18 protein-coding genes and 1 tRNA gene are annotated in these 16,240 nt (G+C 62.3%); 6 read left to right on the top strand and 13 right to left on the bottom strand.

The genetic code is table 11. The features are described 5' to 3' along the window. Positions 1-124 precede the first annotated feature (124 nt). Positions 125-214 (top strand) — tRNA-Ser (locus LNV06_RS01935). A gap of 127 nt (positions 215-341) precedes the next feature. Here LNV06_RS01935 and LNV06_RS01940 read toward each other — a convergent pair. The 10 genes from LNV06_RS01940 to LNV06_RS01985 all read right to left on the bottom strand — a co-directional run bounded on the left by LNV06_RS01940 (position 342) and on the right by LNV06_RS01985 (position 10,065). Then, a complete protein-coding gene (locus LNV06_RS01940) occupies positions 342-1,046 on the bottom strand; it encodes a VIT1/CCC1 transporter family protein (protein WP_263536554.1) in 705 nt (234 codons plus the stop codon). Between the two features lie 30 nt (positions 1,047-1,076). Further along, positions 1,077-2,288 carry an ABC transporter permease gene (locus LNV06_RS01945; protein ID WP_263536555.1) on the bottom strand — a complete coding sequence of 404 codons (1,212 nt, stop codon included), beginning with the start codon at positions 2,286-2,288 and terminating at the stop codon, positions 1,077-1,079. A gap of 39 nt (positions 2,289-2,327) precedes the next feature. After that, positions 2,328-3,068 (bottom strand): ABC transporter ATP-binding protein, encoded by a 741-nt coding sequence (locus LNV06_RS01950; RefSeq protein WP_263536556.1) that lies wholly within the window; start codon positions 3,066-3,068, stop codon positions 2,328-2,330. Continuing rightward, the gene (locus LNV06_RS01955) at positions 3,068-4,549 is read right to left on the bottom strand and encodes an efflux RND transporter periplasmic adaptor subunit (RefSeq protein WP_263536557.1); all 1,482 of its coding nucleotides are present in this window, start codon (positions 4,547-4,549) and stop codon (positions 3,068-3,070) included. Before LNV06_RS01955 ends, LNV06_RS01950 begins: the two co-directional genes overlap by 1 nt. After that, entirely contained in the window at positions 4,549-6,111 is a 1,563-nt protein-coding gene (locus LNV06_RS01960; protein WP_263536558.1) for an efflux transporter outer membrane subunit, read from the bottom strand. Before LNV06_RS01960 ends, LNV06_RS01955 begins: the two co-directional genes overlap by 1 nt. Positions 6,112-6,150: 39 nt before the next feature. Beyond that, positions 6,151-6,951, bottom strand: a complete 801-nt coding sequence (locus LNV06_RS01965) for a DUF1269 domain-containing protein (RefSeq protein ID WP_263536559.1) — start codon at positions 6,949-6,951, stop codon at positions 6,151-6,153. Positions 6,952-7,054: 103 nt separating this feature from the next. Continuing rightward, positions 7,055-7,765: a PRC-barrel domain-containing protein gene (locus tag LNV06_RS01970; protein ID WP_263536560.1), complete on the bottom strand. Its 711-nt coding sequence runs from the start codon at positions 7,763-7,765 to the stop codon at positions 7,055-7,057. A 93-nt stretch (positions 7,766-7,858) separates the two neighbouring features. Then, a complete protein-coding gene (locus LNV06_RS01975) occupies positions 7,859-8,512 on the bottom strand; it encodes a SagB/ThcOx family dehydrogenase (protein ID WP_263536561.1) in 654 nt (217 codons plus the stop codon). Positions 8,513-8,692: 180 nt separating this feature from the next. Next, positions 8,693-9,034 (bottom strand): chaperone modulator CbpM, encoded by a 342-nt coding sequence (locus LNV06_RS01980; protein ID WP_263536562.1) that lies wholly within the window; start codon positions 9,032-9,034, stop codon positions 8,693-8,695. Continuing rightward, positions 9,031-10,065, bottom strand: a complete 1,035-nt coding sequence (locus LNV06_RS01985) for a DnaJ C-terminal domain-containing protein (protein ID WP_263536563.1) — start codon at positions 10,063-10,065, stop codon at positions 9,031-9,033. Before LNV06_RS01985 ends, LNV06_RS01980 begins: the two co-directional genes overlap by 4 nt. A 293-nt stretch (positions 10,066-10,358) precedes the next feature. Here LNV06_RS01985 and LNV06_RS01990 point away from each other — a divergent pair, with 293 nt between their 5' ends. Genes LNV06_RS01990 through LNV06_RS02010 form a run of 5 tightly spaced genes read left to right on the top strand, consistent with a single transcriptional unit; the run spans position 10,359 to position 13,035 of the window. Continuing rightward, positions 10,359-11,012 (top strand): BON domain-containing protein, encoded by a 654-nt coding sequence (locus LNV06_RS01990; protein ID WP_263536564.1) that lies wholly within the window; start codon positions 10,359-10,361, stop codon positions 11,010-11,012. A 26-nt stretch (positions 11,013-11,038) separates the two neighbouring features. Next, complete coding sequence (locus tag LNV06_RS01995; protein WP_263536565.1) at positions 11,039-11,260, top strand: hypothetical protein; 222 nt, start codon at positions 11,039-11,041, stop codon at positions 11,258-11,260. 40 nt (positions 11,261-11,300) lie between these two features. Next, a complete protein-coding gene (locus tag LNV06_RS02000; RefSeq protein ID WP_263536566.1) occupies positions 11,301-11,978 on the top strand; it encodes a BON domain-containing protein in 678 nt (225 codons plus the stop codon). 59 nt (positions 11,979-12,037) lie between these two features. After that, positions 12,038-12,787: an SDR family NAD(P)-dependent oxidoreductase gene (locus LNV06_RS02005; protein ID WP_263536567.1), complete on the top strand. Its 750-nt coding sequence runs from the start codon at positions 12,038-12,040 to the stop codon at positions 12,785-12,787. A gap of 44 nt (positions 12,788-12,831) precedes the next feature. Next, entirely contained in the window at positions 12,832-13,035 is a 204-nt protein-coding gene (locus LNV06_RS02010) for a DUF3562 domain-containing protein (protein ID WP_263536568.1), read from the top strand. On the opposite strand, the gene arcC is transcribed toward LNV06_RS02010, so the two are convergent. Genes arcC through LNV06_RS02025 form a run of 3 tightly spaced genes read right to left on the bottom strand, consistent with a single transcriptional unit; the run spans position 12,986 to position 16,232 of the window. Further along, positions 12,986-13,981 (bottom strand): carbamate kinase, encoded by a 996-nt coding sequence (arcC, locus tag LNV06_RS02015; protein WP_263536569.1) that lies wholly within the window; start codon positions 13,979-13,981, stop codon positions 12,986-12,988. The genes LNV06_RS02010 and arcC overlap by 50 nt on opposite strands. Beyond that, complete coding sequence (gene argF / locus LNV06_RS02020; protein ID WP_263536570.1) at positions 13,978-14,976, bottom strand: ornithine carbamoyltransferase; 999 nt, start codon at positions 14,974-14,976, stop codon at positions 13,978-13,980. The genes arcC and argF overlap by 4 nt, the downstream gene beginning before the upstream one ends. 14 nt (positions 14,977-14,990) lie before the next feature. Next, a complete protein-coding gene (locus LNV06_RS02025) occupies positions 14,991-16,232 on the bottom strand; it encodes an arginine deiminase (RefSeq protein ID WP_263536571.1) in 1,242 nt (413 codons plus the stop codon). Positions 16,233-16,240 lie beyond the last annotated feature (8 nt).

A 16,240-nucleotide genomic window follows, 5' to 3' on the forward strand; every position in this document is an offset into this window, starting at 1 on the left:
CTTGATCGCTCTTTGATTCAAACGGCGCCGATGCCAATCAAAGCAGCTACGCCAAGAGTTAGATTCATTTTTTTGGGCTGAATCCGATTTTGGACTACGAAACTGCGCTATGATGGCGGGCTTCGGAGAGGTGGATGAGCGGTTTAAGTCGCACGCCTGGAAAGCGTGTGTGGGTTAATCCCCACCGCGGGTTCGAATCCCGCCCTCTCCGCCAGTGGATTAGAAGCCCTGAAATTCGAGTCATGTGAATGGCTTTGCGTTTCAGGGCTTTTTCCATTCCAGGCCGCGGAGCACTTCGCGCCATATCGCCAAGCCTGCCTCCAAAGCTCAGCCGCGCTCATTCAAGCCCAAGCAACAAACAAGGCTCCAGCGCCGGCGGTGAAAGCCATGGCGAGCACGCCCCAGAACGCGACCCGCCAAACCCCCGCCCCTAGTGGTGCACCACCTAGCCGGGCCGCAATAGCCCCCAGGCCTGCAAGAAAGAACAAGGCAGACAGGGCCACTGCCCACAGTAGCGGGGCAGGCGCAAGACTGGGCATCAAGGCGAGGACAGCCAGCGGCAGCGCCGCTCCTACAGAAAAACTGGCCGCCGAGGTCAATGCGGCCTGCAGCGGGCGGGCGGCGCTGCTGTCCGTCAGGCCGAGTTCATCGCGAGCATGAGCGGCCAAGGCATCATGGGCCATCAACTGGAGAGCAACTTGTTGGGCCAATACAGGATCTAGACCACGCTGGACGTAGAGACCTGCGAGTTCGCCCTGCTCACCCACAGGATCGCGTTTTAACTCGGCGGACTCGCGGGCCAGATCAGCGCGCTCGGTGTCTTGCTGCGAATGCACAGAGACATATTCGCCGGCGGCCATCGACATGGCACCCGCAATCAATCCCGAGACGCAAGTCAGCAAGATCAAACGATGTTCGGCGCCCGCCGCAGCCACACCAAGCACCAGACTGGCCGTCGACACAATGCCGTCGTTGGCGCCCAGCACGGCGGCGCGCAGCCAGCTGATGCGCTCATTGCGGTGAGTTTCAGCATGGGTTCGCATCATGGGAGGCCTTTGCAATGAAGATCCAGAGGGCTACTCATGCCGCAAGGCCTCGATGGGGTCCATGCGCGCCGCGCGCCGCGCCGGGAAGTAGCCAAAGACGACGCCAATGGCCGCAGAGAACAGCAGCGACAGCAGATTGATGCTCGGGTCGAAGCTGTAGGGCACACCCATCATGCGCGAGCCGAAATAGGAAGCCACGGTGGCGAAAAAGATGCCGACCACGCCGCCAAGCGCCGACAAGACCACGGCCTCGATCAGGAACTGCAGCAAGACCTCAGCTTCGAGCGCACCCACCGCCAAACGCAGGCCGATCTCTCGAGTTCGCTCGGTCACGCTGACCAACATGATGTTCATGATGCCAATGCCGCCGACCAACAAACTGACGGCCGCCACCGCGCCGAGCAGGCTGGTGAGCACGCCCATGGTGCTGGACAGGGTTTCGGCCAGCTGCTGGGTATCGAAGACATTGAAGTTGTCATCATCCCGCTCGGCCAGATGCCGGCGCTCGCGCAACAAGAGTCGCAAGCTGGCCTTCAAGGGCGCACTGTCGGCGCCATCGGCCATCGCGACCATCAAGAAATTCACCTTGCGGCTGCCAGTCACGCGGCGCTGTAGCGTATGCAGCGGCAGCAAGACGGTGTCGTCCTGATCGCCCATACCGCCCTGCCCTTTGGCCGCCAAGATGCCGATCACGTCGCAAGAAAACTGGCGAATGCGCAAGGCCTGCCCCAAGCCGCTCACCCCGACCTCGCCGCCATACAACTCGCGTCGCACCGTTTCACCGATCACGCACACTGCCGCGCCTGAGCTTTGCTCCTGGCTTGTAAAAATGCGGCCACTGGCCAGCGCGCCATTGGTGACGCCGAACCAGTCATTGCTGCTGCCGGTGACGCTGGTGGCCCAGTTGCGCCCATTGGCCACCACGGTGGCATTGGTTCGGCTTTGTGGTGCCACCGCGTCCACCCCGCCAATTTGAGCCGCCACGGCCTGCGCATCGGCCTCGGTGAACTGCGGCACACCGCCACCGCCGCCGCCTCCAATGCGTTGGCCCGGGCTGACCATCAGCAAATTGGTGCCCAAGCTGGTGAGCTTTTCCTCGATCGCCTGCGTTGCGCCATGGCCCAAAGTCACCATGGTGATGACCGCACTCACCCCGATGACGATGCCCAAAATGGTGAGAAAGGAACGCAGCACATTGCGGCGCACCGAGCGCAAGGCCAGCATGAAGACGCTGTAAAGCATCTCAAGCGCCGCTGAGCGGATCCATAGGCAGCGCGCTCATCAAACGGTCTCGGCCACACTGGTGGGCGGCGCCGTCAGTGTGGGGTTCGGGTTAGGCAGGTCTTTGGCAATGCGCCCGTCGACAAAGTGCACCATGCGGCGCGCATAAGCAGCCATATCGGGCTCATGCGTCACCATCAAGACGGTGATGCCGTGGTCGCGGTTCAACGCCATCATCAAGCCCATGATTTCGTGGCTGCGCTGGGTGTCCAAATTGCCGGTCGGCTCGTCGGCCAAAACCACGGCGGGCTGGGTGACGATGGCTCGCGCAATCGCCACACGCTGCTGCTGACCGCCCGACAACTCGGCCGGCGTGTGCTGCTCCCAGCCCGCCAAACCCACATCCTGCAAGGCCTGATGGGCGGCCGCGCGTCTGGCCTTGGCGTCATCGCCTCGGTACAGCAGCGGCAGCTCCACATTTTCCTGCGCCGAGGTTCTGGCCAGTAAGTTGAAGCCCTGGAACACAAAGCCCAAGTAGCGCCGGCGCAAGCGCGCACGCTGGTCTCGCGACAAGGCCTCCACATGGGCGCCTTTGAACAGGTATTGACCACTGCTGGGTGTATCCAAACAACCCAGGATGTTCATGGCGGTGGACTTGCCCGAACCACTCGGGCCCATGATGGCCACAAACTCGCCGGCCGCAATTTCCAGGCTGATGCCCTTCAGCGCCAACAACTCGGCAGCACCACTGCCATAGCGCTGGCTGACCTCCAAGAGCTGGATCAAGGGCGTGTCGGCCATCACTTCACCACTGCTTGCTGCGCGGTGATGACCTGCATGCCGGCCTTCAAGTCGCCGCTAAGGATCTCGGTCATATGCCCATCGCTGATGCCGGGCATCACCGCCACGGCTACAGGCGTTCCCGAAAACTTTTTGCCTAGCAAACCGGGAGATACAGAGGCTGAGGCAGAGGCAGAGGCAGAGGCAGAGGCAGAGGCAGAGGCAGCATCCTGCCCTTTGCCCTCATCCACGGCAGGCAGCACCCAGACCTGGCGAGCACTGGCAGTGCTGGCATTGTCGGCTGCGCCCTTGCGGCGACTTTCGGTCTTGGGCGGCCCGAAAGCGATGCCAGATGCCAGACCCTTTTTCGCATTGGCCGCCGCCGTGCTGGGCACAAAGCGCAGGGCCGCATTCGGCACCAGCAACACATCTTTGCGCTGGCTGGCCACGATGGTGGCGGTGGCCGTCATGCCCGGGCGAAGGCTCAAGTCACGGTTGTCCACCTCCAGATGGGTCAGATAGGTCACAACGTTATCGGTGATGGTCGAGCCAAAGCCAACACGGGTGATGCGCGCCGGGAATGGACGGCTGGGAAAAGCACTGACCGTGAAGCTGGCCGTTTGCCCGAGCTTGACCAAGCCGACATCGGCCTCGTCCACATAGACCCACAAGCGCAAGCGCGCCAAGTTCTCGGCCATGACGAACAAGGTCACCGCTTGCAAAGAGGCCACCACCGCATTACCCGGCTCCACATTGCGGCTGAGCACCACGCCATCGGCCGGCGCGCGGATCGAAGCCTTGGCCAGATTGATTTGGTCGAGGGACAGGGCCGCTTGCGCATCGCTGATGCCGGCATTGGCGCTGCCTCGCTCGGCCAGGGCTCGGGCCAGCGTGGCTCGGCTGCTGTCCAGCTCGGCCTTGGACGGCACTTTGTCGCCGGACAAACGAGCCACCGCTTCCAAGCGGCCCAGCACGGCTCGCGCCTCCACAATGCTGGCATCGCTTTGCTCCAGCTTGGCGCGCGCCCCAGCCAAGGCCGCTTGCGAACGCAAGATCTGGTCATGCAGCTTGGCCGTGTCCAGCACCACCAGCACCTGGCCTTTTTTGATGCTGTCGTTGACGTCGACATTGACCTTCAGCACCGTTCCGGAGAGCTCGCTGCCGATATTGATTGAGCGAGTCGGCTGCACTGTGCCATTGGCGGTGACGGTGAGCGTGAGGTCGCCCCGCGCCACCGTGGCCGTGGTGTAAGTCGGCAGCGCCTGCGCCGCACGATTCCAAAACCAAGCCGTGAGCCCAGCCGCGAGCAGCAGAACGGCGGCAGCGGCTGCCCAAACCATGCGGCGCCGGTACCAAGGCGCGGGGCTGACGTCGCCCAGCAATTGACTGAGGTCGGACTCAGGCGCAACTGTTGCAGGCTTTGGAGCAGGCCTTATTGCTGGCTTGGACACGGGTGTCGGCATAGACCTAGGCTCGGGTGCTGGCGTACTGGCGGCATTCATCAGTTCCGCGCCTCCAGCTCAGCCGACCAGCCACCGCCCAAGGCTTTGAACAAACGCACTTGATCGCTGCTCACCGCGGCATAAGCGCTGGCCACGCCGTCTTCGGTGGCGTATTGATTGCGCTGGGTTTCCAGCACCGTTTGAAAGTCCACCAAGCCGCTGCGGTAGCGCTGACGGGCAAGCTCAGCGGCGTTCCAGGCCGAATCGGCTGCAAGCCGCAAGCTGCTCAAGCGCTGACCATCACCGCGCAAGGCCAGCAAGGCATCCTCCACTTGTTGCAGGGCTGCGAGCACGGTGGCGCGATAGGCCTGTTGCGCTTGGGCCAGGGCCGCCTGCTGCGCTGTTTGTTGGGCACGCAAGGCGCCGCCATCAAAGACCGGCAAGCTCACGCTGCCGAGAAGACTGCTGAAGGCGGCGCTGCCCTGCCCCAAGCCGCTTAAGCTCAGGGCCGTCAAACCCAAGGAACCCCCGATCACAAAGCTGGGCAAACGCAGCGCCTGCGCTTGCTCAAGCCTTGAGACCGCGGCCAGCACCCGATACTCGGCGGCTCTCACGTCGGCACGCTGACGCAAGGTTTGCGCCGGAATGCTCAATGCCAAGGCTGCGGAGGCTTGAGGCACAGCGCCGCGGGCGAGCGGCCGAGTCCTGGCATCGCGCTCCTTGATAAAAGTCGATCCCCCCGGCTCAAGCCAAGCGGCCAACGCTTGCGGCGGCCGCCCACTCAAGACCGACAATGCATGCTGGGTTTGGCCGATGCTGACCATGAGCACGGGCAGCTGAGCGCGGCTTTGCGCCACGGCAGCCCGCGCCTGCTCGGTCTCCAAGGCGGTCACCAAACCGGCTTGCTGGCGCCAGTCGGTGATCTGCAGCGTTTCTTCTTGATTGGCCAGATTGGCGCTGGCGATCAAGTGGCGAGCCTGCAGGCTGCGCAAAAGGATGTAGTTCAAAGCCAGTTCGGCACTGATCTGCACTTGCACATCGCCCAAGCTGGCCGCACTGGCCTCGGCATTGGCCGCCCCTGCGGCCAGGGCCGCTCGCTGCGCGCCAAAAAGATCAAGCGCCCATTTGGCCTCGGCGGCGACGCGAAAGCTGTGGCCCACACTGTGACCGCCCGCCGTGCCCTGCTGCGCCGATGCGCCGACATCCAAGGCAGGCATCAGGGAGGCTGCGGCCACATCACGCAAGGCCTGCGCCTGATGAAAGACGGCCAGTGCAGCTTGGACGCTGGTGTTGGCCCGCAAAGCTGCTTCAAGCAATTGGCTGAGTTGCGGGTCATCAAAGCGCCCCCACCATGCCGTTAGGGCACTGGGCTCAGTAGCAACAGGCCCAGCAACGGCAGCGAAAGAATCGCTGGCTGCGCCAGTGCCAAGTTCAGCTGATATCGACCATGTCGCCGAAATCTCCAAAGCCACAGGCTCAGGGTCCCGCGAAGGCATCGATGTGCAGGCCAGCGCTTGGGCCGCCAGCACTACCGTGCAAGCCCGCTGCCACCCGGCCCGGCGCAGAAAAACACTGGGGCCATGGCGCGAGACCGGATGCAGACCGGGGCGGCGACGACTCATGTTTGGCCACCAAACCCCGGCTGCGCCCTTGCGACCCACTCAGGCACTGAGCGCCTCCTTGGTCAAGCTCCAGGCCTGCGACAGCTTGGCACCTCGGGCGTGGTAGGCCTGCCGGACCCGCTTCATCCGATCTTCGATTCGAGACTTCACATCGCCCTGCGCCTGGCTCAGCTGCAGTTTGAGAGATTCAGCCTTGGTATCAGCCTCGAGCTTCAAGGCATCGACCTGCTTTTGGGCGCGCTGCACTGCGGCGTCCAGGCTGAGTTTTGCAGTGGCGAGCTTGGTCTGCAAACGCGCCTTGCCTGCGCCGCTGGCATGCATGGCCTCGGCCTCCATGGCTTTGATCTCAGCCCTGAAGGCTGCAATATCGTGGTTGAACTGAGCTTCGGCCAACTCGCTGCGTGCACGCCGGAAGACTTGAGCGCCCAGGGCTTCCAGGGCCTTGTCCACCGGCACCACCCACTCTTCTTCGACTTCCGCCAACAAGGCCACCTTGCCAGGACGCAGGTGCTTCTCGGCCTCCTCCACGAAGTCCAGGCCAACACCTGCCGCCCAATAGTCACGCACCGCGCCGGCCACGGTGCCGGTGACAGCGCCGATGGCCAAGCCAACGGGTCCACCGAGGAGGCCGATCAAGCTGCCGACCGCCAAGCCGGTGACCGCCCCCACCGAATTTTTGTCCAAGGTCTTTTTGACACTGATCTGCCCCTTGGTGTCTTTGATCAGCACCCCAGTGGCATAGAGGCTGATGTCCCCTCTCGCATGCAAGCCTCGCAGTGCTTGCAGGCCTTGCTCTGCGGCAGTTTCACTGTCAAACACGGCGACCAAAAGCTTGTTCATAGCGAGTCCCATTCCATCGAATGATTGCTTGTATTGCAGAGTCGCAGGCGCCCGAGTGGCGCGCTGCGATGAGGAGTTAGGCGCTCAGGGCGGCTTTCGCCGCTCAGCCCATGGCCTTGTCGATCGACTTGCGAAGCCTGGCCGTGGCGGCACTCACCTCGACCTCAAACTCACGCCAACGCACGGCATTGGCCTGTTTCATCTCGGTGAGCTTGGACTCGGTGGTCTTCAACTCGACTTGCACCGCGACGATGTCCTGGTCGATCTTGATCTTGGCTTCGGCTGTGGCCGCGCCGGCCTTTTTCTCCAGGCTGCTGACCGTGGCCTTGCCTTTGGCAATGTCTTGGTCGGCGGCAGCAACAAAAGCATCGCGCTTGCTGTTGTCCGTGGCGTAGTTGAACTCGGGCAGGCTCTTGATCAAGTCTTTGCTCCCGCCCGCCATCACCAACTTGCCCGACTTGTCTTGAATCCGCGAGACCGGAATCGCCACATCATGCCGACCGATGCCCACAAAGCCGCCGGCGCCCACGATGATGTAAGAGACGTTTTTGTCCGGCGCGATGATCAGGTCTTGCACCTTGCCGACCTTCTCGCCGGCTTCGTTGAAGATGGTCTTGCCCATCAGCGTTTTCTTGACACTCCAGCCCATGGCCAGTTGAGTGGACTCGGTGATATGAGCATCGACCGTGGTGCTGCCGCCAGCGATTTGGGCGAGCGCCGGTGCCAGGCCGCTCAAGCTGGTGCTCAGAATCGCAGCCATCGCGGCGAGCAAGGCCAAGCGCTTGAATTTTGGCGAGGTGGGAGGCAGTTTCATTGGGTTTTCCTTGTTGCGAGGTGCTGGCGAAACAATCGCTGGCGATGCCTGCTGAGCTCCCTTGTAAGGCCGAGCAAACGCTGCGTCTGTTCGTTAGCAGACCGAACTCAAAACCCCCACGGTTTGCGACAGCAGCAATTGCTGTTCGGCCCGCAGGCCCATGGCCTCGGCCAAGGCGTTGCGGTTGAACCAGGCGCGGATCACCGCACCCAGGCCTTCCGAGGCGCAATAGAGGTAGGCGTTTTGCGCCATCGCGCCAGCGCTGGCAAAGGCATAGGCCTCGCGCTGGCTGACCGGCACCAAGCTCATGCTGGCATGGTCGGCCACAAAAACCAGATCCAGCGCCGCGTTGTCGACAAAGTCTTGCTGCCCGGTGACACGACGAACATCCGTCGGCATCATCAAGCGCAGTTGATGCGGCACTGGCTCATACAAAAACAAGCCCTGTGGCAAGGCCACATAGAGCTGCACTTCTTGGGAGTTCATCGCGCTGGGCGCGGTGCGGCCGCCGACATCGTGCCGATTGATGCCCGCTGCAGCCCACAGCAAATCGGCCAACTGCTGCTCCATCAGCGGCTCCGGCTTGAAGTCACGATTCGACTGGCGCTGGGCCAGCGCGGCAATCAAAGGCATGCCTCCGGTCAAGGAGGGTGGCAGCAAGGCGCGCAAGGTCTGCCCATCCGGCTCCGCCGGCAAGGCTTTCATTTGTCCCATCAGGCCCAAGGCAAGCTTGGTCAAGGTGTTCATGCGCTCACCTCGATAGGGCAGGCCAAAGCCCGGGGAGAAGTCCGTGTGTCATTCATGGCTTGATGTCCTTCTAGAGGTATTGGCGGCAGCGCGTGAGAGTTCTTGTAGGGCCGCGTCCAAGGTGTCGGCCACGCTTGAGTTTGGAAGGACCGGGCCTCGTCACTCTGTGCCTTAGCGCACTCAAGCAGACGTTTGAACACCACAGCAGCGCAGGTCAGCGCGCAGACGATCGATCTGCACCAGCAGTGCCATCACCAAGACCACGCTGTGCAAATCCAGTTCCAGGTCCTGCGCCAAACGCAGCGCCTTTTGGGTCTGAGCGAGGGCGTCACCGCTGAAGTTCCCGGCCTCCTGACCCGACTCATTCACTTGCAACAGCCCTTCATCCACCAAGGTCTGCAGCTGCTGGCGGTCAGCCCCACTGGCCTGGCAAAGGCTCGCCCAGCTGAAGGACAGTTGCAACTCAACGATGAGGATCTCGCTGGGCTGGGCACCCATCACGCACGGATTGGTTTCACTCATGGCCGTCCAAGCTCCGTGTCAGCTCGCGGCGCGTAGGCCGGGAAGGCCGCAGCCAAAGCTGCGTAGGCAGCCTTCTCGTCGGCACTGCTTGCCGGCGGCTGCACAACTTTCAAGACCGCATACAGATCCCCAGGCACCTTGCCGGGCAGACCCAAGCCCTTCAAGCGCAGACGGCGCCCTTGCACCGAAGCGGCTGGCACACTGAGGCTGACGCGCCCAGAGATCGTCGGCGCCGTCAATGTGGCGCCCAAGGCCGCCTCCCAAGGCGTGATCGGCAGGTCGAAGTAGACATCGCTCCCGTCGAGCCGGAACACCGGGTCCGGCAGCACATGGATTTCCAGATACAGGTCGCTCGCTGGCGTTGGTGTCGGCCCTATTCCACCGTGCTCGGTCCCCGATGCAGCGCCCTGCCCAGCCAGACGCAGATGCTGCCCGTCTCGAATGCCCTTGGGCAATTGAATCTCCAGCTTTCGCTCCTGAATGACGCTATGCCCGCTCGCATCCGCCACCGGCATGCGCAAGGCAATCATGCGCGGACCACCCAGAAAGGCCTCTTGCAAGCTGATAGACACCTTGGCGTGATGATCGCGACTTGGCGCCTGTGATCCCGCCCTCACAGGTCCATGCCTGCGGCCATCACGAGCGCCGCCCTCGGCTGCGGCGCGGCCGAACAAGGCCTCAAAAAAATCGCTGAAATCTTCAGCGCCTGGCTGCGATGGGCTCGACTGCCGGTATCTTGGGTGTCCGGTGCCGGCTCCGCTGAACTCGAAGCCGCTGTCCCGGCCCGGCGTCGGGTCGGAATCTTGGCCACTGGCATGGCGCCGTGCCATCTCGTCATAGGCCGCTCGCCGTTCGGGGTCGATCAATGCCTCATGCGCCTCGGCCACGGCTTTGAAGCGCGCCTCCGCTTGTGGCTCTTTGCTGACGTCGGGGTGAAACTTCCTGGCAAGCTTGCGATAAGCCCGCTTGACTTCGGCCTGCGTGGCGGTGCTCGCTAGGCCTAAGGCGGCGTAATAGTCTTTGAATTCCATCACCATTTCTCCAGGCCGCCCTTGCCCTGGAGCAGCGGGGTAAGCCAAGTCAGTTGCTTGTCAAAACTCCTAGGCATTGAGAGGCAGTGGCCTTGCAGCGAGCATTTGTCAGCCTATTCGGGGCCTAACGCCCGCTCTGTGCGGTAGCAAACACAAGCGCGGTTCGCGCGGCAATTCAATTGCACAGCCAGCACAAAGGAAGCTCAAAGGAAGCTCCAAGCGTTCGCTGTCGCACAGACCCTGAGCTTTGCGAATCTCAGCATGAACGCTCCTCAAGCTTTCGGAGCGAACAGATGAAGACCGATCAAGAACTGCAGCAAGACGTGATGGCCGAACTGAAATGGGAACCGGCCGTGCACGCCGCGCAAATCGGGGTGGAAGTCAAAGACGGGGTCGTGACGCTGGCCGGTGAGGTCAGCAGTTATGCCGAGAAATGGCAAGCCGAACGTGCGGCTCAACGGGTCAACGGTGTGAAGGCGCTTGCGGTAGAGTTGGAGGTCAAACTCTCCGAGTTCGGCAAACGCAGCGATGCTGATATTGCCCAATCCGCCAAGAACATCTTGGCCTGGACCAGCTCGCTGCCAGAAGAGTCCATCAAGGTGATGGTGGAAGGCGGCTGGCTGACCTTGTCGGGCCATGTGGAATGGCAATACCAACGCCAAGATGCAGCCAGCAGCGTGCGCTACTTGCCAGGTGTGCGGGGCTTAAGCAATCAGATCGCCATTCAGCCAGCCTCGTCGGCCACCGTCGTCAAGGCCGACATCGTGGCCGCGCTCCAGCGCCGCGCCACCGACGAAGCCAAAACCATCGAAGTGGAAGTTGAAGGCGGCGATGTCACGCTCAAAGGCACGGTGCACAGCTGGTCCGAACGCGATTTGGCACGACGGTCTGCCTGGAGCAGCGCCGGCGTTCGCCGGGTCGTCGATCAAATGAATCTCATCTACTGACGCGCTGCGGCGCCGAGGTCATGACCATGGCGATTACCACCCACAGGGCCCGCATCATCGGCCCGGTTTCCTACTTCAGCGACAAGGGGCGGCGGCAAAGAATCCCGATCGGCCCCTGCTTGGTCGAAGCGCTGAACGGCCGCTCCATCGACATCATCTGGGGCTCAAGCGGCCAAAGCAGCGTGGCCTTGCCCATCGAAGAGATCGAAGCGGCTCAAGGTCAGGGCCATCTGGTGCTGCTGGACTAGGCCCTGAGCAAAAACATTTCCACCCACAGGAGTTCCTTGCATGAAAACAGACACGCAATTGCAGCGCGATGTAGGCGCCGAGTTGAAATGGGACCCCTCGGTGCAAGCCGCAGGCATTGGGGTCGAGGTAAAGGATGGCGTTGTGACGCTGGCCGGTGAGGTGGCATCTTTTGCCGAGAAATGGCGGGCTGAGTCCGCTGCACTGCGGGTGGCCGGCGTGAAGGCCATGAGCACTGCTTTGACGGTGCATGTATCCGGTCTGAGTCAACGCAGCGATGCCGACTTAGCCGGTGCCGTCGAAAACGTCTTGACTTGGACATCGCCTTTGCCCAACGGCGGCATTCAGGTGATGGTGGAAGGAGGCTGGGTCACCTTGTCGGGCGAGGTCGATTGGCAGTTCCAAAAGCTCGCTGCCGCGGACAGCGTGCGGTCTCTGATGGGGGTGGTTGGCATCAACAACCAAATCAGCCTGCGCCCTGCCCTGACGGCCAAGGCCATCAAGGCCGAGACCAGGGCCGAGATCAAAGCTGAAATCGAGGCTGCATTGAAACGCAGCGCGATTGCCGATGCCCAGGCCATCAGGGTCGCTGTTGACGGTCATGAAGTCACCCTGTCCGGCACGGTGAGCAGTTGGTCCGAAAAAGAAACCGCCAAGCACTCGGCCTGGGGCACGCCGGGCGTGAACAGCGTCGTTGACAGCCTGGCCTTGGCTGGCTGAACCTGCGCCCGATTTACGCCTCCCGCCACAAGCGCTCATCAACACCCAAGGAGTAAAACATGCTGAACAACAAAGTGGCATTGGTGACCGGGGCCGCGTCCGGCATCGGCCGTGCTGTGGCCCTGGTCTGGGCACGCGAAGGTGCTCGCATCGTGGTGGCGGACATTGACCGCAGCGGCGGTGAAGCCACGCTGGCACTCCTGCACGAGCAAGGTGCCCAAGCCATCTATCTGGCGGCCGATGTGGCCAAGCCGGAGGACTCGCAGGCCTTGGTGGAGCAGACCCTGGCTCACTTCGGTCGTCTCGATGTGGCCTGCAATAACGCCGGCATCGGCGGCCCCAGTGCCCCCTTGGCCGACTATCCGCTGGACGGCTGGGCCCAAGTGATAGCCGTCAACTTGAGCGGCGTGTTCTACGGCATGCAGCAGCAAATTGCCGCCATGCGAAAAACTGGGGGTGGTGCCATTGTCAATATGGCCTCCATCCTTGGAATGGTGGGCTTTGCCTCGGCGGCCGCCTACACCGCCGCCAAACACGGCGTGGTGGGTCTGACCCAGGTGGCCGCGCTGGAATATGGCAATCAAGGCATTCGGGTCAATGCTGTCGGGCCGGGTTTCATCCACACGCCTATGGTCAGCGCCCTGGAGGGCGATGCCGCCCATCTGGCCGGACTGCTGGCGGCGCACCCGATGGGCCGCTTGGGGCAGCCCGAAGAGGTGGCCGAACTGGTGGCTTGGCTGTGTTCCGACAAGGCCTCCTTCGTCACCGGGGCCTATTACCCGGTCGACGGCGGCTATTTGGCGCGCTAGTTTCTTGACAAGGAATGTGCCATCACCAGAAAGAGAGCCCTTGAATGGCAACTGCTCTGGAAGAGTCCGTCAAACAGCGCGCGATTGAGGTCTTGGCGGGTGAGGCCAAACTCCCTTTTGGACAAGTCGCGCGCCTCTATGAGCAAGAACGCAGCAAGCTGGAGTTGAGCGCCCGCATCAAGAAGTTCTTGCCCATCTTCACTTTCCGGAATGTGCAGGAGCAACTGTTGCACTTGCAGCCCGTTTGAACAAACCTACCGAATCAAGGCCTGGACGAACCTGCGTGCCGGCTCGGCCTGCGATCAGGTCCTCGATTTGGCCGAGAGCGCCGATGGCCGCACGCCTCCCGCTGGTGCGCACAAAGCTGCACGCCGCTTGCACCTTGGGCGCCATCGAGCCGGCGGCAAAGGCATGGCTGAGAAGTTCGTCTGCAGTGACATTGCCCAAAGCGCGCTGGGTGGGCAGACCCCAGTCCAGATAAACGGCGTCCACATCGGTGGCAATGATCAACAGATCGGCGTGCAAATCTCGGGCGAGCAAGGCACTGCACAAGTCCTTGTCGATGACGGCTTCCACGCCCTGCTGCCCCGGTCCATTAAGACGGGGAACCACCGGGATGCCACCACCGCCCGCAGCAATCACCAAGACCCCACGCGCCAAGAGCTCACGAATCACTTCCAGGGCCGGCACACTCAAAGGCTGAGGTGATGGCACGACGCGGCGCCAGCCCTGGCCATCAATGGCAAAGCGCCACTGCAGCTGACGCTCCAAATCATCGGCTTGCGCCCGCGTGTAGACCGGGCCTATGGGTTTGCTCGGCTGAGCAAAAGCGGGGTCCAGCGGATCCACCAGCACGCGAGTCAGCAGCGAGGCCAAGTCGCGGCCGGCTGGCAGCGCATTGCTCAAGGCTTGCTCCAGCCAATAGCCCAGCATGCCCTGTGATTCGGCGTCGAGCACATCCAGGGGATAGGCCGCCACACCGCCGGCCGAGGCATAGGCGGCCGATTGCAAGGCCAACAAGCCGACCTGAGGGCCGTTGCCATGGGTCAGCAGCAACTCATGCGCTGGACTTGCACCTGCCACTCGCGCCAACTGGGTGGCGGCGACAGCAATATTCGCCCATTGGTTCTCGACCGTCGCCAACTGCTCGCGGCGCAGCAAGGCATTGCCGCCAAGCGCGACCACCAATCTCATGCCAGCGTGGCCACCAGCACCGCCTTGATGGTGTGCAGGCGGTTCTCAGCTTGGGTGAAGACGATGGAGGTCTCACTCTCGAACACCTCATCACTGACTTCGAGTTCACTCAGGCCGAATCGTTCATGGACTTGGCGCCCCTGCTCGGTTTCCAGGTTATGGAAGGCCGGCAGGCAATGCATGAAACGGCTGCTCGGCTTGCCCGTGGCTTCCATCAAACTGCGATTGACTTGGTAAGGCAATAGCTGCTCGATGCGTTGCTGCCAGACCGCGTCGGCCTCGCCCATGGACACCCAAACGTCGGTGTAAACGAAGTCCGCGCCTTGTACGGCTCGTCGTGGATCGGTTTCACACCGAATTTTCGCGCCCGTGCTCAAGGCGAGCTCGCGCATCTTCGCCAGCAATGCCGCGGGTGGGGCCAATGCCGCCGGTGAACACAGGCGCACATCCATGCCCATCTGCGTGCCGCCCACCAGCAACGAGCAGGCCATATTGAAGCGCGCGTCGCCCAGAAAGCAGAACGACAGCTCATGCAGCGGCTTCTGAGCAAACTCGGCCATCGTCATCAGGTCGGCCAAGACTTGGGTGGGATGGGCTTCGTCGGTCAAACCATTCCACACCGGCACATGCGAGCAGCGCGCGATGTCTTGCACCACCGATTGGTGAAAGCCGCGGTACTCGATGCCGTCGAACATGCGACCCAGCACGCGCGCAGTGTCCTTCAAAGATTCCTTATGGCCGAGCTGAGTGCCGACCGAATCCAAGGTACTGACATGGCCGCCCTGATCGTGCACCGCCACCTCGAAGGCACAGCGAGTGCGGGTGGAGGCCTTCTCGAAAATCAGGGCCACATTCTTGCCCTTGAGGCGCTGAACTTCGGTGCCCGCCGCCTTGGCGCGCTTGAGTTCCGCGGCCAGATCGAGCAGATAAAGAACTTCACGGGGGCTGAAATCAATCAGGTCCAGCAGGCTGCGATTGCGCAAGTTAAAGCTCATGAGCGCGCTCCTGTTCAAATCGGATCACGCTCGATCGGGCAACTCATGCAGTGGCTGCCGCCACGCCCTCGACTGAGTTCGCTGCTGGGCAAGGTGATGACCTCGATGCCCGCCTTGCGCAGCAAAGTGTTGGTGTAGACATTGCGGTCATAGGCCATGACCAGGCCTGGGGACAAGCACAGGAGGTTGTTGCCATCGTCCCATTGTTCCCGCTCTGACTCATAAGCATCGCCGCCGGTGGCCACGCTGCGAATCTTGGGCAGGCCCAAGGCTTGCGCCAGCACCTGCATCAAGGGCTTGTCCTCGCTGCGCACATCCAAGCTGCCAGACCCTTCTTCCAACCCATCTCCCGCCTCATTTCCCGGACGAAGGCTGTAGACGCGGATGGCATCCACCATCTCAGGAAACAAGGTCACCAGATCGCGATCGCAAAAACTGAACACCGTATCCAGATGCATGGCCCCGCGAGACTTGGGGATCTGCGCCGCCAGCACATGACTCGCCGCACCGGCGGTAAACAGGTGCCGCGCCAACTGACTCACGCCCTGAGGCGAGCTGCGCTCGCCCATGCCTACCAGCACCACGCCCTGCCCCAGCGGCATCACATCGCCACCCTCCAGCGAGGCCAAGCCGTGGTCTTGATCCGGGTCGCCCCACCAGACTTGATGCTTGCCGGCGAACTGCGGGTGAAAGCGATAGATCGCGGCCATCAACAAAGTCTCTTGGCGTCGCGCCGGCCAGAACATCGAGCACAGCACCACGCCTTCGCCAATCCAACAGCTGCTGTCCCGCGGAAACAAGGTGTTAGGCAGCGCAGGCAGAATCAAGTCGGTCGGGCCAGCCAAACGCCCCACTAAACCGTTCAATTCGAATGGCAAGTCGCTACGCGCCACCCCGCCAATCAGGTGTTCGGCCAGCCGAGCCGGGCTTAAGTCTTGCAACCAAGGCCGCAGGTTCGCAGCACATTCTGCGTCGATGAAGTCAGGCCCGAGCTTGCGGTCCAGGAGCCATTGCTGCGCCACAGGCTGGGCCAGGACTTCGGCCAGCAGATCGTGCATCTCCAGCACCTCGACGTCGAGTTCCTGCAGAGCCAGGGTGAAGGCCTCGTGGTCCTGACGGGCTTGCCGAACCCACAGCACATCGTCAAACAGCAAGTCGTGGCAGTTGGCGGGCGTTAGACGCTTTTGCGCCAAGCCTGGGCGACACACCAGCACCTTGCGGAGCCGACCGATTTCGGAATTCAGACCTGCTGACATGGCATAGC

The sequence above is a fragment of the Paucibacter sp. Y2R2-4 genome (assembly GCF_025717535.1).
Taxonomy (GTDB): Bacteria; Pseudomonadota; Gammaproteobacteria; order Burkholderiales; family Burkholderiaceae_C; genus Paucibacter_A.

What these genes read in the sequence shown, in the direction of transcription:
- LNV06_RS01985 (WP_263536563.1), bottom strand. Translation starts at nt 10,065, where the DNA reads ATGGAATTCAAAGACTATTACGCCGCCTTAGGCCTAGCGAGCACCGCC.
- LNV06_RS01975 (WP_263536561.1), bottom strand. Translation starts at nt 8,512, where the DNA reads ATGAACACCTTGACCAAGCTTGCCTTGGGCCTGATGGGACAAATGAAA.
- LNV06_RS02010 (WP_263536568.1), top strand. Translation starts at nt 12,832, where the DNA reads ATGGCAACTGCTCTGGAAGAGTCCGTCAAACAGCGCGCGATTGAGGTC.
- LNV06_RS01990 (WP_263536564.1), top strand. Translation starts at nt 10,359, where the DNA reads ATGAAGACCGATCAAGAACTGCAGCAAGACGTGATGGCCGAACTGAAA.
- LNV06_RS01980 (WP_263536562.1), bottom strand. Translation starts at nt 9,034, where the DNA reads ATGAGTGAAACCAATCCGTGCGTGATGGGTGCCCAGCCCAGCGAGATC.
- LNV06_RS02025 (WP_263536571.1), bottom strand. Translation starts at nt 16,232, where the DNA reads ATGTCAGCAGGTCTGAATTCCGAAATCGGTCGGCTCCGCAAGGTGCTG.
- arcC (WP_263536569.1), bottom strand. Translation starts at nt 13,981, where the DNA reads ATGAGATTGGTGGTCGCGCTTGGCGGCAATGCCTTGCTGCGCCGCGAG.
- LNV06_RS01955 (WP_263536557.1), bottom strand. Translation starts at nt 4,549, where the DNA reads ATGAATGCCGCCAGTACGCCAGCACCCGAGCCTAGGTCTATGCCGACA.
- LNV06_RS01950 (WP_263536556.1), bottom strand. Translation starts at nt 3,068, where the DNA reads ATGGCCGACACGCCCTTGATCCAGCTCTTGGAGGTCAGCCAGCGCTAT.
- LNV06_RS02005 (WP_263536567.1), top strand. Translation starts at nt 12,038, where the DNA reads ATGCTGAACAACAAAGTGGCATTGGTGACCGGGGCCGCGTCCGGCATC.
- LNV06_RS01995 (WP_263536565.1), top strand. Translation starts at nt 11,039, where the DNA reads ATGGCGATTACCACCCACAGGGCCCGCATCATCGGCCCGGTTTCCTAC.
- LNV06_RS01940 (WP_263536554.1), bottom strand. Translation starts at nt 1,046, where the DNA reads ATGATGCGAACCCATGCTGAAACTCACCGCAATGAGCGCATCAGCTGG.
- argF (WP_263536570.1), bottom strand. Translation starts at nt 14,976, where the DNA reads ATGAGCTTTAACTTGCGCAATCGCAGCCTGCTGGACCTGATTGATTTC.
- LNV06_RS01965 (WP_263536559.1), bottom strand. Translation starts at nt 6,951, where the DNA reads ATGAACAAGCTTTTGGTCGCCGTGTTTGACAGTGAAACTGCCGCAGAG.
- LNV06_RS01960 (WP_263536558.1), bottom strand. Translation starts at nt 6,111, where the DNA reads ATGAGTCGTCGCCGCCCCGGTCTGCATCCGGTCTCGCGCCATGGCCCC.
- LNV06_RS01945 (WP_263536555.1), bottom strand. Translation starts at nt 2,288, where the DNA reads ATGCTTTACAGCGTCTTCATGCTGGCCTTGCGCTCGGTGCGCCGCAAT.
- LNV06_RS01970 (WP_263536560.1), bottom strand. Translation starts at nt 7,765, where the DNA reads ATGAAACTGCCTCCCACCTCGCCAAAATTCAAGCGCTTGGCCTTGCTC.
- LNV06_RS02000 (WP_263536566.1), top strand. Translation starts at nt 11,301, where the DNA reads ATGAAAACAGACACGCAATTGCAGCGCGATGTAGGCGCCGAGTTGAAA.